The organism is Symplocastrum torsivum (assembly GCF_059505465.1).
In genome coordinates, this window is the sequence record NZ_JCACKQ010000135.1 from 107,769 (window position 1) to 123,375 (window position 15,607).

Here is a 15,607-nt window from a genome sequence, read left to right on the forward strand (position 1 = left end):
ATACTCAGTTGCATTCTGTTGTACCAGAGCAATGGCAGCAGCGCCAAGGGAAACGAGAAGGGACAAGAAGTAAATCGCTCCTTTCCCCTTTAAGCCTTCCCCTCTTCCCTGAGCTTCCACTCCGCCGATGTGAATATCTACCTAAATACAGAGGTGATATATAGATTTTATTAATATGAGGGTGTCAGAAAAAATTGATTAGATATTTTGATTTGTGAACTTACGGTGCTGTGCTAAAAACTAAGCCGCTAACTGTTGGCACAACTTATCTTCTAATTCCCGTTCTTGCTCTGCCATAGCTTGTATCGCTTGTACGATCACACTCCGACCGCTAAGGTCTTCCTCGTAGAGTTTTAGCCACTGCTGAGCCGTGTTACCTTGCCGAAGAATTTTTTTGACAGGAGAGAGGAAGCAACTGAAGCCGTGTTTCTTGGCAGCCGCCCAAGCCTCCGGATAAATTTCCTCAATCCAATCCCGCGCCAAGATTTTCCGTCCATCTTGCCAATGACGTAGTTCAGCATCTAGGCTCAGTTGAGCAACAGCAGACTCATTAGCATCCGTGAGAGCAACCAAGTCAGCCGCACGTTGGGAGGCAGGTAAGGTGCTAGACTCCAAGGGATCAATGCTTGGATCATCAAGCAGTTGAGTAAGACGGGCTTCTAGCAGCGCCATAATCGACAACAGCGCGATCGGGTCTACGACTAAATCACAAATTCTCAATTCCACTCGATTGAGGTCGTAAGGTCGGTGATTGCCATTTGGTCGAACTGATGACCAGAGGTGACGGACATTTCGCATAGTCCCGGCAGCAAGTTGCTCCTCAGTCCACTTGATAAAGTGCGTGTGGCTTTCAAACAAGGGAACATTGGTTGGTGTTTTGGGAAAGAGTCCCCAACGGGTGGAGTGATAGCCTGTCGGCTGTCCATCTAGAAATGGGGAAGACGCACTTAGGGCAAGGTAGAGAGGTGCTTCTACTCTGACCAAACGGCAAGCCCGCATCAACATTTCTGGGTCACTAATTCCAACATTGATGTGGACGCTAGCGGTGACGACTTTGGTGCCGTAGGTTTGCTCGATGTAAGTGTGGTAAGGATTGTTGGGGTCAGAACGTTGGAAGCGATCGCTTCCACCTAATGACAACGTGCTACCAGGAATCAGGGTATAGTCTCCCAGGCGTTTTAAATACTCTCGCAGTTGCTGCCGAGGGCGTACTAAGGCACACAATAAGCGGTCATAGCCATACAACGGGGCTGTGGTATATTCCACATTGCGGTTATCAGGTTCGCGCACAAAACCATCTAGGGACGCGACAATCTGATCGGAGAGACCGACAACATCCCCTTGAGGGGTGCCAGTGTACATTTCAATTTCAAAACCTTTGGATAGCAGCACGGTGTCTCCTAGAGCTTGGTAGAGCGACCTTCTCGATATTTAATGTATCAAGGAAGACGAATTAATTCTTCTTTCAATAGTTTGGCACTAAAGATGGTATTGGCGATAGACCTCACTGGCAGCGCGGTGCAGTATGGAGTGCCGATAGACCAAGCCATCAAGGTCGTCTGCATAGCCGCCACCAATTACAGCCGCTACAGGATAGCCTGCGGCGACACAAGTACTCAATACCTGCATCTCACGGCAGTAAATGCCTGTATCTGTGAGGGCTAGCTTACCTAAGCGATCGCCAACGTGAGGGTCAACGCCAGCATCGTAGAATACTAAATCAGGCTGGAAGTCAGAGAGTAAATCAGGGAGATACTTTGCCAGGGTTTGCAGGTATGCCTCATCATCCATTCCCATTGGTAGGGGAACATCTAAGTCACTTTTTTGTTTAGTACTAGGGAAGTTGACTTCGCAGTGCATTGAGAAAGTAAAAACACTGTTGTCATCTTGGAAGATAAAAGCCGTACCGTCTCCTTGATGAACATCGAGGTCAAGAATCAAGATTTTCTGAGCAAGCCCTAGGTGTTGGAGGACACGCGATGCGATCGCTAAATCATTAAAGACACAAAAACCCGACCCATAACTAGGAAAAGCATGATGGGTACCACCTGCTGTATTGCAGGCTAAGCCGTGTTTCAGCGCGAGTTGGGCAGTGAGGACAGTACCACCTACAGCAGTACAGGTGCGATTGACAAGAGCAGGACTCCAGGGTAAACCGATGCGTCGTTGGGCTTTGGAGTCCAGGGTGCCTTCACAGTAGGCTTGGATATAGTCTGGGGTGTGAACCAGCTCAATCCAGTCTTGAGGGGGAGGATTAGGCGTATGGAATTGCTCTGGAGTAGCAACGCGATCGCTTAGAAGCATTTCGTAGAGTTTCCCAAATTTAGGCATGGGAAAGCGATGCCCCTCTGGGAGAGGTGCAACATAATCGGGATGGTAAATGATTGGCAAGTCCATATCTGAAATTGTGAACTAGCCCAGACGCACTAGATACAAGCTGTCAGCAATCAGCCGTCAGCTTTTTAAAGTCGCCCTACTAACAACTAACAACTAACAACTTCTTTAGCCGCAAGCGTCGCTGGGTCAACAGCTTGCAATTCTCCGTGGTTCAGCATCCAGCAACGGTCAGCAATTTTTAAGAGATCACCAGCATCGTGGGTAACGACAAAGAGTGTCCAGTGAGTTTTGAGCTTCGCCAGCAGATTAACTAGCTGTCGTCGCATTGACCAATCTAAGCCAGCCGTGGGTTCATCCAACATCAGCATATTCGGTTGCCGAATCAACTGGACGGCCAGAGCAAGACGGCGTTGTTGACCACCACTTAAAGCATGGGGGGCAGTGGATAGTGAGATATCAGCAAGTCCAACTTCGCTCAAGGCTTCATGAACCTTCTCGGAACCCAACTCCGGATGACCCATCCGCAATTCTTCCAAAATCGTGCTGCCACAGAAATGTCGCTCTGGGAATTGAAATACCAATCCTCCTAACTGTTGCAGGTGTTCCGGTGTCAGTTCCTGATCTCGCCAATAGACAGCACCTTTAGTTTGCTCCGCTAATCCTGCCAAAATTTCTAATAACGTGCTTTTGCCAGAGCCGCTAGGACCAATCACTAGTCCTAGTTGTTGCGGTGCGAGTTCTAGATTGAGAGATTTTAAAATTGCGATCGGGCTAGCAGGAGGATGGTAAGTTAGGTCTTTGAGATACAGCATCAAGATTGGTACAAGAAAGGATTTTTGGGAATCAAAGCGGATTTAGCGTAGAGCGGCACATCGTGCGTTGCCCTTGCTTGTTCAGGCTCACAGAGAGTTCTCACGGCTGAGAGCTTGTGCCGCAAACCTTCAGGAGAGCGGTTACGAAACGCGCTAAAGGGCGACAACGGCAAGTTAGAGAATGCTGTAAGACTCATCGCTAGAATTATTGATGTCAAGGTTGCTTAACACGCTTGTCAGACCAAGGTCAATTTCACTCGATGGCTGTCAACATAGCTTGCTTAGGTCTTCTCAATTTTGACAAACTTAACGTGAATTCTTCAAACTCTTGTCAATTGGAACCTCGAATCAACCACAACGTCACCCTTTAATTAAGCATCATTTTTAGTGAGGATAACGATGACGACTTGGTTTCCCAACCCAAACAGGACAATCAAAGCCCTTGCTGGTGCAGCGGTTGTGGTACTCGGTTTGTGGGTCACACCCACATTTGCCGGAGACCCCTTTCGCCCCAATGATGGTCGTGATATCGGTGATAACACAGAAGCCGCTTTTAACGCCATCTTTAAGGACGGAAACTACTCACAAGCTCAGCGTTACCTGAGTCAAGCGGAATCCACTGAATCGAATGAACCGCTGGCTTATGCCATGCTTGCCTCTCTGGCTTATACCAGTCAAGATTGGGAAACCTTGAATCGCTACGCAACCAAAACGCTACAAACTGGCGAGAAATTGATTGGGACTGACCCCCTGCGCGGTAACCTTTACACAGCAGCAGGTCATTTTTTAGAAGGGGCTTACAATTTCCACAAGGATGGTCCTGTGGGAGCATTGGGCAAGTTGCAAAAAGTCTTTCAGTATCTGGATGAAGCAAAAAAAATTGACCCTAATGACCCAGAGCTAAACTTGCTTACAGGCTACATGGATTTGATGCTAGCTGTGAATTTACCATTTTCTGACCCGGCTGAGGCAATTGAGCGGTTAGAAAAGCATGGTTCTCCTTCGTACTTGGCTTATCGTGGGATTGCGATTGGCTATCGGGATTTGAAACAGTATCCCAAGGCAATGGAATATGTAGATCGTGCGATCGCGTTGACACCAAACAACCCAGAGTTGTCGTACCTGAAGGCGCAAATTTTGGTAAAGCAGGGTAAGAAACCAGAAGCTATAGAATTTTTCAAAAAAGCACTGGAAAAACAAGCTCAATTACCAAGGCGTTATACAGCACAAATTACCTACGAGCAGTGTGTTGCCGAAACTAGCATCAACAATACCAATCGCAATTGCGACGCAGAGCGGGATGCAATTCGAGATGGCACTAAATAAATAGCTGCTGCCGACATTGATACTGCCTTAAATTTTGGATAGGGGTGCATAGCTAGCTGTGTGCCCCTACGAAGGTTTGCATTTAGGGCAGTCACCAAATGAACTTGCTAGCTCACTACTTACCAACCCGATTTAGGATACAAACTGTTACTAATTATAGGTTCTACGTTTAACTCGGTAAGTGCCTCAGGTATAATCTCCGAAGTTGCCAATATTGTTAAGCACTTACCCTAAAAATGGCTCGATTAAAAATTGTTAATAACTTTGATAGTAGTTTTGTCCTTGATCCAGAAGCTAGAGATAATGTATTGAGTTTGTTGAGTAATGAAACCTTTTTGACTCAAGTTGCCGAGCAAGCCCAGTGCGAAAAGGTTGAATTTACCGATTTGCTGTTTCAGCCAGTTCCCTACACAACAACAACGCCAAAGGGAATGCCCGCTGAATTTGAGCAATATCACGAATCTGAGGACTACGTCATCATTAACGTGCCTCCTAACTTTATGTTTAAAGCCAAAATCTTTAATCCAAGTCGCCTCTGTGCGATTTACCGAAAAGTTATATAAAGTTTGTCTTTATTACCAATGACTTCTGAAACACAAATTCTTTCTCTCAACGAACTTGACTATATTTCCTATATTGATGATACAGGAAATTTACCTGAAGAGCTGCAAGGAAAAATTGGGATATATGCCATTTTTGACCAAGATAAAACACTACAACTTGTCAACTACTCGCGTGACATTTACCTTAGTCTCAAACAACACCTAGTACGTCAGCCAAAATCCTGCTACTGGGTAAAAGCCCAAACGATTGATAAACCTAACCGCACTCAATTAGAAACTATTAGAGAGGCGTGGATTACAGAAAATCGAGTAATACCACCGGGGAATAGCTCAGATGAAGCGGCGTGGAATCAGCCTATTGATGCCAAGCTATCGATGACCGATGAAGAGCAGGTAGGCTATGAAAAAAGCGATGAATTGATGCAAATCAAGCTGCTAAAACAAGTTTCACGACGAGTTGAAGCCCAAATTTTAGAAGCCTTGAAATCTCGTGGCGTGCAAACCGAAATTCGCTTCAACCCAAAGCTTAAGGAGAATGGATTGCTTGACTTAAAGTAGAAGCCTATTTCCTTTAGGAGATTTGAGAGTCCTTCAACACGAGTAAAATTCAGGCAATAACTGGGTGTTCAGCAACACCCTTTTTATTTATAGAAAAAGCGTTTCTTTTATCTCTTATGACACCAACGCCATTAAATATACTAAATAATCGCTATCGGGTACTCCAGACACTGGGGGCTGGTGGGTTTGGCAACACCTTTCTTGCCGAAGATACTCATATGCCTTCGGGACGGAGGTGTGTGATTAAACAGCTTAAGCCAGTGACGCATGATCCCAAAACTTACGAGGTAGTAAAAGAGCGATTTCAGCGGGAAGCGGCAGTTTTGGAGGAACTCGGAGAAGGACATCCTCAGATTCCTCGCTTATTTGCGTATTTCTCAGAAGCGGGTCAGTTCTACTTAGTGCAGGAATGGATCGAAGGCGACACCCTAACGAAGAAGGTAGAACAGGCAGGAAGGCTGAATGAGAATGAGGTGAAGGCGATACTAGCGAGTTTATTGCCCGTGCTGGATTTTGTTCACAGCCGCCGGATGGTTCACCGCGATATCAAGCCGGATAACATTATTATTCGCAAACGTGACGGATTGCCAGTGCTGATTGATTTTGGCGCAGTCAAAGAAGCGATGAATACAGTGGTGAATAATCCGGCTAACTCGGCTGAATCAATGGTGATTGGAACGCCTGGATTTATGTCTGGTGAGCAAGCCGCAGGACGCCCAACTTATGCGAGTGATTTATATAGTTTAGGGTTAACGGCAGTTTATTTGCTCACGGGCAAATTGCCTCAAGAGTTACAGACGGACGATCGCACAGGTGAGTTGTTGTGGCGCCCGTTAGCTCCAAATCTCCACTCTAACCTGGCAACGGTAATTGATCGAGCGATTCGATTCACGCCACGCGATCGCTTTTCCACAGCAAGAGAAATGCTCAATGCCTTACACTCAGACGGTGCCGCGTCAGAGATGGCAACAGTAGCCGTTGCACCAGGAGGTTTACCCCAAGCGCCACGTTCAACCCCACCAATCACAAATCCTGCCCCTCAACAAACGCTGCCTGTAGGGACAAGTCCGGTCATACAACAAAACAGGGGGCAAAAGCGTGTAATTTTTGGTGCGGCCATTGCTGGGGCAGTGCTGGCGGGTGCGATCGCATTAGCTGTAGGATTAACGCGATCGCCAAATAACTCCAGTCCAGTCTCATCATCCTCTGATCCAACAACCGAACAACCCACCGCACAGCAACCTCCATCCCCAACACCGCCCCCGCCACCACCTGAAAACACACCGTCGCCAATTCCGCCTGAATCCTCCTCTGAACCATCAGCGCAAGCACCTTCACCAACACAGACACCTACTGCATCCTTCCCGACACAAGTTATTCCTGTTCCTCCACCCGAAACAGAGAACAACAACTCAAATTCAACTCCACCCAAGAACGTTCCTGGTTTTGCCCCAGGCACGCAATCGAGGGCTGTGATAGAAGAGTTAGGTAGTCCAACCAAAAACTCCAAAGGTGTGTGGCCGAATACCCGTGCCGTACTTTATGAGGAGTATGTGCCTGGTCAGGTCAGCTTGGGATATTTGTTTGACCGTGATTCCAGGCGTCTTCGCCAAACAGAGGCATCTTTTTCTCCAGAGGTTCAGCTTCAGACAATATCAGGAACGCTGGATCAGATGCTTAGTGGCAATGTCACAGGAGACATTGAGCAAGGACTCGAATCTGTTTATGAACGCCAATCCAATCGCTATCGGTTTGAGACGGGTGGAACCAATCGCTTAAAAGGTGTAATTGAACGTAATAAAAGCGATCGCATCTACGTTGCTGTTTGGGAAGCGGATTTGCACTAGACCTGTCCGGAAATTAAAATCTAGCCTAGGAACAAGGGTTTCAGGTTAATTTTCGGACAAGTCTACTAAGAGCAACACTGACCAATGAATCATTACAGACGCAAAAAACTATTTGCGTTATCTTAAAAGAAGAATGTCTAAGAAGAGAGGGAAACCTCCGTCCTTCTGGAGACGAGTAATTTAAAGTGTGAGGATTGCATAACAGTTCCTGTGAAAGAAGCATACGAAAGAAGCCCAGCCGTCACCCGCTGGGCTTTCTTATTAGGAGAAAAAACACAGGAATTGTATCAACATGAATCAACTGGCGAAAGAACGCCGCTAGATTGAGCGCTTTGTTTCCATTTATTTCCTAAAAATAGGGGTGCGTGAAGAAATAAGTCATTTTCCTACTCTCAAAAATTTTGCAAGGCTAGACTGAAATTAAGAGTAAGAGGAAATACTCATGGTACTAGCAATTCAGGTGCAATCTTCCCAAGTCACCAAAGAGGAATCTCTGGTTCTCTGGTTTGAAGAAGTAGGAATTTCCGATATTTCCCTGGTAGGTGGTAAGAATGCCTCCCTTGGTGAAATGATCCAAGAACTAACATCCAAGGGCGTAAAAGTTCCCACAGGGTTTGCAACTACAGCTTATGCCTATCGTTACTTCATTAAGGCAGCAGGCTTAGAAGAAAAGCTACGCGAACTATTTGCTGATTTGGATGTTGATAATGTTAGCAATCTCCAAAAACGCGGTAAACAAGCTCGTTTATTAATCCTCAGCACACCCTTTCCCACTGAACTTCAAGCCGCAATTATAGAAGCTTATCAAAGGATGTGTTCTCGCTATAGTGAAGATACAGACTGTGCTGTTCGTTCTTCAGCAACCGCAGAAGACTTGCCAGATGCAAGCTTTGCAGGTCAACAGGAAACTTATTTAAATATTCACGGAATTAAGAGTGTTCTAGAATCCTGCCAGAAATGCTACGCTTCCTTATTTACTGCTCGCGCAATTTCCTATCGGCAAGCAAGAGGCTTCGACCACTTTAGTATCGCAATTTCCGTCGGCGTTCAGAAGATGGTGCGTTCTGATTTAGCTTCCTCCGGAGTCATGTTCTCAATTGATACCGAAAGTGGCTTTAAGAATGCTGCACTAATTACAGCCGCCTATGGTTTAGGAGAAAACGTTGTCCAAGGGTCAGTTAATCCTGACGAATACTTTGTTTTCAAACCAACCTTGAAAGACGGCTATCGCCCAATTTTGAAAAAATCATTGGGCACAAAAGAACTGCGAATGGTCTACGACCTTAGTGGTTCAAAGCTAACAAAAAATGTTCCTGTTCAGCAGTCTGAACAGGAGAAATATTGTTTAACGGATGATGAAATCCTGCAACTCGCTCGCTGGACGGTGCTGATTGAGGAGCATTATTCTGCTGTCCGTAACACTTATACTCCGATGGATATTGAGTGGGCAAAAGACGGGCTAACCGGAGAACTATTTGTTGTGCAGGCGCGTCCAGAAACTGTGCAGTCTCAGAAGACGAAGAACGTCCTGCGTAGCTACGAAATTAAACAATATAGTGATGTCTTAGTTACAGGTCGAGCAGTTGGGGCTGCAATTGGTCAAGGGAAAGCCCGTGTCATTCTGGATGTTAGTCAAATCAATTTGTTCCAGCCTGGGGAAGTATTAGTCACCAACAGAACTGACCCAGATTGGGAACCGATTATGAAAAAAGCAAGTGCGATTATTACTAACCAAGGTGGACGCACTTGCCATGCCGCGATTATTGCACGGGAGATGGGGATTCCTGCAATTGTCGGCTGTGGTGATGCGACAGATGTGTTGAATACAGGTCAAGCAGTGACGATTTCCTGCGCTGATGGGGAAGAAGGAAAAGTTTACTCTGGGCTACTACCCTTTGAGGTGAAAGAAATTCCCTTAGACAACCTACCTCGCACTCGTACCCAAATTTTGATGAATGTAGGCAACCCCGTACAAGCCTTCGGGTTGTCAGCGATTCCCTGTGATGGTGTAGGATTAGCGCGATTGGAGTTTATCATCGCCAATTACATCCAGGTACACCCATTGGCATTGATTCACTATCACCAACTGGAGGATGAACAGGTTAAGGCGAAGATTGGTAAGCTGACAGTGCTTTATGAAGACAAGCCTCAGTTCTTTGTCGATAAACTGGCTCGTGGCGTTGGCATGATTGCTGCTGCTTTTTATCCTAAGCCAGTGATTGTCCGGATGTCCGACTTCAAGACCAATGAATACGCCAACCTCCTAGGCGGCAAGCAGTTTGAGCCGAAGGAAGAAAATCCCATGCTGGGCTGGCGTGGAGCATCGCGTTACTACGATGAAGAGTACCGTGATGCCTTTGCCTTGGAATGTCTTGCACTCAAGCGGGTGCGGGAAGAGATGGGCTTGACTAATATCATCCCGATGATTCCCTTCTGTCGGACTCCGGATGAGGGGCGTCAAGTGCTGGCTGAAATGGCTAAAAATGGTTTAAAGCGGGGTGTCAACGGCTTACAAGTCTATGTGATGTGTGAGTTACCGAGTAATGTCATCCTGGCTGATGAATTCGCTGAAGTGTTTGACGGGTTCTCGATTGGCTCTAATGATTTGACACAACTAACTTTAGGTTTAGACCGTGATTCGGCTTTAGTGGCTCATATTTTTGATGAGCGCAATGAAGGTGTGAAGCGGATGGTGAAAATGGCGATCGCAACTGCAAAGGAAAAAGGTCGTAAAATCGGTATCTGTGGTCAAGGCCCAAGTGACTATCCTGAGTTTGCGAAATTCTTAGTAGAACAGGGAATCGACTCCATGAGCCTTAATCCTGATTCTGTCCTAAAGACACTCTTGATGGTGGCAGACGTTGAAGGAATTGGGGATTAGGGATTGGGGGCTGGGGATTAGGGAACTTCGCCCAGTCCTTAGTCCAAGAAGGCAGAAGCTAGGAGGCTCCAGGGCAGAAGGAATATTGCTTGCACAGTAAGCTTTTTAACCTTTTTTAACTGGATAAGCTATTCCACATTTAACTTGCTCCCGTCGGGACGGGCAAGATGCCCATCCCACAAGATTTTTGTCAATTCCGTGTAGCGGTACTAGCCTGGAATCCCCCTAATCCCCTTGACGCTTCAACTGAAAGGCAGCACCAACTGCTGCACCCGCTCCTGCTAGCAAGCCAACGCTCATTCCGTGGACTGTTTTGTGAATGGGGTCTTGGGTCAAGCACTCACTCGTTAAATTATTGGCTTCCAAGCATTGATTAGTCGATGCCCAGCTTGTAGTACCGCCAAGAATGACGCCAGTGATACTACAGGTTGCGATCAGAATTAAGAAGCGGTTATTTTTTCTACCCATGGATGGATGCAAAAAAGCTAATAATGGCTGTGTCTTCTCATCTACTTTACCTATCTCTGGGCAAAATGTAACCGTATTTCTACCCAACTTTATCGTTGTTTTAAGATTAGCCAAAATTTCGCCTTGCGGCTTCGCTTATTCAATTCGCCAATTGAACGGCAGACGGGCATAGACACCTCTAGGGTCATTCATCATTTTGAGAAGTGCTAAATCGGCTTGTAGCTTCATAAACTCGGCAGTCAAGGGATTCGCTTGTTCTGCCTTTTGGGTGCTTGCCTCATCGGTAAATGTCTTCAAAATCCGTTCTTCTAAGCTGCGAACTTCTGGATACTCTTGCAGTTCCCAGTTATTTCCCAGTTTGGCTTGTTTAGCCGCATAGTTGATCGCATCCTCGATCCCGCCCAGGTCATCGACTAACCCCAGTTGCTTAGCATCTTGACCTGACCAAACCCGCCCCTGAGCAATTTGTGCCACTCTTTGTGCCGGAAGTTTTCGAGATTCAGCGACTTTGTTGAGGAACTGGTAGTAAATTTGGTTAACTGAACGTTGTGCGATCGCTAATTCTTGAGGTGTCTTGGGACGAGAAACCGTAGAACTATCCGCATAACGACCCGTTTTCACAACATCCCAAGTGATGCCGTTGTCGTTTGCTAGCTTTTGAACATTAAACTGTAGTCCAAACACGCCGATGGAACCCGTAATCGTACTCGGTTCTGCAAAAATATGATTGGCTCCTGTGGCAATCCAATAGCCTCCAGAAGCCGCATAATCGCCCATTGAGACAATCACTGGCTTCTTCTCGCGAGTGAGACGGACTTCCCGCTGAATCACCTCAGAGGCTGTAGCGCTACCACCAGGGCTATTAATCCGCAGCACCACTGCCTTGACATCCTCATCCAAACGCAACTGGCGCAACTGTCGAGCAAAGCTATCACCACCGACTTGCTGGGCACCCCCTTGACCATCAACAATTTCACCGTCGGCATACACTAATGCCACTTTATTGTCGCTGCTCTTCTTGGAGTCATTACTTTCAACGTTGCTGTAGGTCGCCAAGTTAATCTGCTCAAACGATTTATCGTCCTCGTCACTGCCAGTTAGCTTCTTGAGGTCAGCCACAACTTGGTCAAGGTAGGCAACCTGATCCACCAAACCTCGTTGACGTGCCTGTGTTGCCATCAACTCCCCTTGAGTATCAGCAATTGCTTGTAACTGTTGAGGCGTGGTTTTACGACTCTTGCTAACTGTCGTGATAAATTCACTCCAAAGATCGTTCAACAAGCTTTGAGTCTGCTGTCGATTTTCCAGACTTAATTTTTTGAGAACGAACGGTTCAACGGCTGACTTATACTTTCCTACCCGAATCACCTGAACACCAACACCGTATTTTTGTAGTGCCCCGGTGTAGAAGAGTGGCTGAGAGCTAAAGCCATTGATTTCCATAACCCCCATCGGATTGAGAATAACTGTATCTGCCACAGAACTCAGATAGTATTCCTTTTCTCCTAGATCGACATCGTAGGCAATTATTTTTTTCCCAGATTTGCGAAAACGTTCCAAGGCTTCACGGACTTCCTTGAGTGTTGCCAAGCCAGTGCCGCTACCTGTTGAGGTTTTACTCCCATCCAAGTAGACGGCAACAATTCGCTCGTCTTTACGCGCCTTTTCTAAGGTATCCAGAACTGTGCGTAGGGTAATAGATGTTGTACTATCGCCCGATAGCGCCTCTCCAATCGCCTCGCTGGTGCTTGAGGTTGGATCAGTATCAGTAATGCTTAGCGACTGATCAAAAACCAGCACTGACTTATCCTTAACTTGTGGGCCTGTGTCTCTAGAGGCAGCGGCGATTAATAAAAAGATCAGTCCACCAGTTCCTAAACTAAAGAACAAAATGAGACCTGCAAGGCTGCCAACCATGCTGGCAAAGGTTTGCTTAAGGAATTGACGCATTTGGTGTGAGGGGATGAGAGGGTGAGGAGGTGAGCGAGTGTTAGCGTAGCCTAAACTCAATGTGAGAGGGCTGGATAGGCATTATAGATTCAAAATTTGTAATTCATGCATTCCTTTACCATACTTCTGAATTATTAATCACTCATTTTCAATATCTTTATGCTAACTTTTGCAAGGCGTTCGAGTGTTTGAGTTGAGATAGATTAGCATTACCCGTGCAGAAGAGAACGGTGGTAATTTCTGCACTCAATAGCTGTACTAGGGACTCAACGGCATCGGTTGATTCGGCGGCGGCTTGAAGGAAGGGCAAGGCTAAACCCGCAATGTCCGCTCCCAGTGCGATCGCTTTGGCAACATCTAAGCCATCACGCAGTCCTCCAGATGCAATTAAGGGAATTTCTGGTGCGATCGCTCGGATACTCGTAATACACTCCGCTGTTGGCAAGCCCCAGTTAGCAAATGTCAATCCCAACCGCCGCTGCTGGATATTTAAGGCTCGTTCACTTTCCACCTTTGCCCAAGAGGTTCCACCCGCACCTGCGACATCAATCGCTGTGACACCCGCATCGAGTAGCTTCTGTGCCATGGCAGCAGAGATGCCATTTCCCACTTCTTTAACAATCACTGGTACAGGGATTTTGTTGCACAGAATATTGATTTTGTCAATTAATCCCTTAAAGTTAGTATCCCCTTTCGGTTGAATGCACTCTTGCAAGGGATTGAGGTGCAAAATTAAAGCGTCAGCTTCTAAAAGGTCTATCACACGTAGACACTCAGCCAGCCCATAACTGTAGTTCAGCTGAACCGCGCCAAGATTGGCAAATAAGAGAATATCTGGGGCGTGCGATCGCACAGCAAATGTATCAGCCACCTGCGGATTCTCCACCGCTACTCGCTGGGAACCGACACCCATTGCTAGCTTGTAATGTTGGGCAACTTCAGCTAAACGAAAATTAATCGTTTTTGCCTGTTCTGTTCCACCTGTCATCGAAGAAATCAGCAACGGGACTCCCAGCCATTTCCCCAAAAACTTCGTTCTTATATCAATCTCACTGCGGTTTAGTTCTGGCAGACAACAATGGGTGAAGCGGTAGCCCTCCAGTCCATTGGTTACGCCATGAAATTGCACATCTTCATCCAGACAAATCCGTATATGGTCTGCTTTCCGGGTCTGGGTCTCTCTCATATCTTCAAACTTTACTCTATGCCGGTTGATTGACAATTTTGATTGTCCCATCGAGATTGTGCCTCACTCGCCCTCACCTCTCAAAACTCAACACTTGTCTACCTCTCTATATCCCTACTTCCCCATCTCAAAATGTTGACGAAGGCAGAAGGCGAACAAGGTAGAAGGCGAAAAGGCAGAAGGGTTACATAAAAGCTGAAGGCGCAAGGCAATACATTGGGTTACTGCCCAGCGTTAAAGATTTGTTGTGCCGTCAAGTTCAGTTCTGGGAATATTGGGGATTCGATGCGCGAACCTTCCGTAAACTGCTTAAGTTGGTATTCACCCTTGACTAATTGGTAGACACTAAGCGTAGGTCGTTTTGGGTTGCCGATGTAGCGCCTACCGCCTAATCATAGATAGTCTACAATCCAATACTCAGGAATGCCCATCGCTTCGTAGTCCTCTAGTTTTAGGGCATAATCATCGCTCCAATTTGTTGAAACGACTTCTATAACCAAACGAACGGAAGTTCCCAGCATGATAATGGATTCCCTTTCCCAGTGAGGTTCGTTGTCAGTAACGCCAATCTTATCTAGGACGATGACATCTGGTTCATAACTCGACTCTCGTGCAGGTTTGACGACACATTCCTTGGGAATGAAGTAAGGCAGTCGAGAGCGCCGAATTTCTAGGAACAGTTCGCCGGATGTAAACCCGGCTACCTCCGAGTGCGAGCCCGTTGGTTTAGGCACCTCAAAAATTACTCCGTCGTGCAGTTCGTAGCGTGTTGATGAGTTATCTGGATACCAGGCAATGAATTCATCAAAGGTTAAAGTCTTGGGTATGGCTTGAATCATGGCGAAAGCTCCTTTAGAAAACCATGTCATCCAGTAGCGCTGTTACTTCCTGCTGGTCTTTGTCCGTACTTTCAAGATAGCCACCCATGCAAGTAGAGCGAACTAACATTGCGATGAAAATCCCTCTCCCTTACCACCTAACCCCTAATACCTATTTTCTAGATTTGCAGATATGCGATCGCATAACACTCATCAAGAGAGGGTTCTGATTAACTCCACACCATCTCGTCCATCTACATCTTGGAGATAAACTTTTACCTGTTCTTCGGCAGATGTTGGTAGCTGCTTGCCCGTAAAGTCTGGGCGAATCGGCACCTCACGATGTCCTCGGTCTACTAGAACCAATAAGCGAATCGCTTGCGGTCTACCATATTCCGTTACCGCATTCAGGGCAGCGCGAATCGTGCGCCCTTTATAAATGACATCATCCACCAACACGATTGTCTTGCCTGAAAGATCAAAAGGAATCTCACTTTTCGCTGGTGTCCGAACGCTAATCTGATCCAGGTCATCCCGATAAAACGTAATATCTAGCGCCCCCACAGGCACCTGTACCTGTTCTAGTATTTCGATCTGACGCCCCAAAAGCTTTGCTAAAGGAACGCCTCTAGTATAAATACCCACTAGTACAAGTTTGGACAACTCTCCAGATTTTTCAATAACTTGAGAAGCCAAACGGGTAATTGTACGGCGTAGGTCTTCGGCTGAGAGAATTTCAATAGTTTGAGTAGGCATCCCACTTAATGATTTAGTACCATTCCCTTGAGGGTACTATGGTGTACGAGTAACTTCCTGTTTTGGCTAGAGAAATTTAGAGGTTGAAAGAAGTTCAGAACGGAG

At 46.5% G+C, this 15,607-nt stretch carries 13 protein-coding genes and 1 pseudogene; 5 read left to right on the forward strand and 9 right to left on the reverse strand.

What is annotated here, in order from left to right:
• Positions 1-240: 240 nt before the first annotated feature.
• The 4 genes from gshA to AC5JL3_RS35640 all read right to left on the reverse strand — a co-directional run bounded on the left by gshA (position 241) and on the right by AC5JL3_RS35640 (position 3,346).
• A complete protein-coding gene (gene gshA / locus AC5JL3_RS35625; protein ID WP_496078949.1) occupies positions 241-1,392 on the reverse strand; it encodes a glutamate--cysteine ligase in 1,152 nt (383 codons plus the stop codon).
• Positions 1,393-1,479: 87 nt separating this feature from the next.
• Positions 1,480-2,397, reverse strand: coding sequence for a histone deacetylase family protein (locus AC5JL3_RS35630; protein ID WP_496078950.1), 918 nt, complete (start codon positions 2,395-2,397; stop codon positions 1,480-1,482).
• An 86-nt stretch (positions 2,398-2,483) separates the two neighbouring features.
• Positions 2,484-3,149, reverse strand: a complete 666-nt coding sequence (locus AC5JL3_RS35635) for an ABC transporter ATP-binding protein (RefSeq protein ID WP_496078951.1) — start codon at positions 3,147-3,149, stop codon at positions 2,484-2,486.
• Positions 3,149-3,346 carry a hypothetical protein gene (locus AC5JL3_RS35640; RefSeq protein ID WP_496078952.1) on the reverse strand — a complete coding sequence of 66 codons (198 nt, stop codon included), beginning with the start codon at positions 3,344-3,346 and terminating at the stop codon, positions 3,149-3,151. The genes AC5JL3_RS35635 and AC5JL3_RS35640 overlap by 1 nt, the downstream gene beginning before the upstream one ends.
• Before the next feature lie 202 nt (positions 3,347-3,548).
• Here AC5JL3_RS35640 and AC5JL3_RS35645 point away from each other — a divergent pair, with 202 nt between their 5' ends.
• The 5 genes from AC5JL3_RS35645 to ppsA all read left to right on the forward strand — a co-directional run bounded on the left by AC5JL3_RS35645 (position 3,549) and on the right by ppsA (position 10,324).
• Positions 3,549-4,475 carry a Sll0314/Alr1548 family TPR repeat-containing protein gene (locus AC5JL3_RS35645; protein WP_496078953.1) on the forward strand — a complete coding sequence of 309 codons (927 nt, stop codon included), beginning with the start codon at positions 3,549-3,551 and terminating at the stop codon, positions 4,473-4,475.
• 236 nt (positions 4,476-4,711) lie between these two features.
• Entirely contained in the window at positions 4,712-5,038 is a 327-nt protein-coding gene (locus tag AC5JL3_RS35650; protein ID WP_496078954.1) for a hypothetical protein, read from the forward strand.
• Positions 5,039-5,056: 18 nt separating this feature from the next.
• Positions 5,057-5,596 (forward strand): GIY-YIG nuclease family protein, encoded by a 540-nt coding sequence (locus AC5JL3_RS35655; RefSeq protein ID WP_496078955.1) that lies wholly within the window; start codon positions 5,057-5,059, stop codon positions 5,594-5,596.
• Between the two features lie 116 nt (positions 5,597-5,712).
• Positions 5,713-7,443, forward strand: a complete 1,731-nt coding sequence (locus AC5JL3_RS35660; RefSeq protein WP_496078956.1) for a protein kinase domain-containing protein — start codon at positions 5,713-5,715, stop codon at positions 7,441-7,443.
• A gap of 442 nt (positions 7,444-7,885) precedes the next feature.
• Positions 7,886-10,324: a phosphoenolpyruvate synthase gene (gene ppsA, locus AC5JL3_RS35665; RefSeq protein ID WP_496078957.1), complete on the forward strand. Its 2,439-nt coding sequence runs from the start codon at positions 7,886-7,888 to the stop codon at positions 10,322-10,324.
• 225 nt (positions 10,325-10,549) lie between these two features.
• On the opposite strand, the gene AC5JL3_RS35670 is transcribed toward ppsA, so the two are convergent.
• The 5 genes and pseudogenes from AC5JL3_RS35670 to pyrR all read right to left on the reverse strand — a co-directional run bounded on the left by AC5JL3_RS35670 (position 10,550) and on the right by pyrR (position 15,502).
• Positions 10,550-10,792: a hypothetical protein gene (locus tag AC5JL3_RS35670; RefSeq protein ID WP_192220899.1), complete on the reverse strand. Its 243-nt coding sequence runs from the start codon at positions 10,790-10,792 to the stop codon at positions 10,550-10,552.
• Positions 10,793-10,927: 135 nt separating this feature from the next.
• Entirely contained in the window at positions 10,928-12,742 is a 1,815-nt protein-coding gene (gene sppA, locus AC5JL3_RS35675; RefSeq protein ID WP_496078958.1) for a signal peptide peptidase SppA, read from the reverse strand.
• Between the two features lie 157 nt (positions 12,743-12,899).
• Positions 12,900-13,928 (reverse strand): type 2 isopentenyl-diphosphate Delta-isomerase, encoded by a 1,029-nt coding sequence (gene fni / locus AC5JL3_RS35680; protein WP_496078959.1) that lies wholly within the window; start codon positions 13,926-13,928, stop codon positions 12,900-12,902.
• Between the two features lie 221 nt (positions 13,929-14,149).
• Positions 14,150-14,767, reverse strand: a pseudogene (locus tag AC5JL3_RS35685) (Uma2 family endonuclease).
• A gap of 192 nt (positions 14,768-14,959) precedes the next feature.
• A complete protein-coding gene (pyrR, locus tag AC5JL3_RS35690) occupies positions 14,960-15,502 on the reverse strand; it encodes a bifunctional pyr operon transcriptional regulator/uracil phosphoribosyltransferase PyrR (protein WP_496078960.1) in 543 nt (180 codons plus the stop codon).
• Between the last annotated feature and the right edge of the window lie 105 nt (positions 15,503-15,607).

Bases quoted from the DNA above. Each gene is read 5' to 3' on its own strand.
- AC5JL3_RS35640 (WP_496078952.1), bottom strand. From the start codon at position 3,346: ATGAGTCTTACAGCATTCTCTAACTTGCCGTTGTCGCCCTTTAGCGCG.
- AC5JL3_RS35645 (WP_496078953.1), top strand. From the start codon at position 3,549: ATGACGACTTGGTTTCCCAACCCAAACAGGACAATCAAAGCCCTTGCT.
- pyrR (WP_496078960.1), bottom strand. From the start codon at position 15,502: ATGCCTACTCAAACTATTGAAATTCTCTCAGCCGAAGACCTACGCCGT.
- sppA (WP_496078958.1), bottom strand. From the start codon at position 12,742: ATGCGTCAATTCCTTAAGCAAACCTTTGCCAGCATGGTTGGCAGCCTT.
- fni (WP_496078959.1), bottom strand. From the start codon at position 13,928: ATGAGAGAGACCCAGACCCGGAAAGCAGACCATATACGGATTTGTCTG.
- AC5JL3_RS35635 (WP_496078951.1), bottom strand. From the start codon at position 3,149: ATGCTGTATCTCAAAGACCTAACTTACCATCCTCCTGCTAGCCCGATC.
- AC5JL3_RS35650 (WP_496078954.1), top strand. From the start codon at position 4,712: ATGGCTCGATTAAAAATTGTTAATAACTTTGATAGTAGTTTTGTCCTT.
- AC5JL3_RS35630 (WP_496078950.1), bottom strand. From the start codon at position 2,397: ATGGACTTGCCAATCATTTACCATCCCGATTATGTTGCACCTCTCCCA.
- AC5JL3_RS35655 (WP_496078955.1), top strand. From the start codon at position 5,057: ATGACTTCTGAAACACAAATTCTTTCTCTCAACGAACTTGACTATATT.
- AC5JL3_RS35670 (WP_192220899.1), bottom strand. From the start codon at position 10,792: ATGGGTAGAAAAAATAACCGCTTCTTAATTCTGATCGCAACCTGTAGT.
- ppsA (WP_496078957.1), top strand. From the start codon at position 7,886: ATGGTACTAGCAATTCAGGTGCAATCTTCCCAAGTCACCAAAGAGGAA.
- AC5JL3_RS35660 (WP_496078956.1), top strand. From the start codon at position 5,713: ATGACACCAACGCCATTAAATATACTAAATAATCGCTATCGGGTACTC.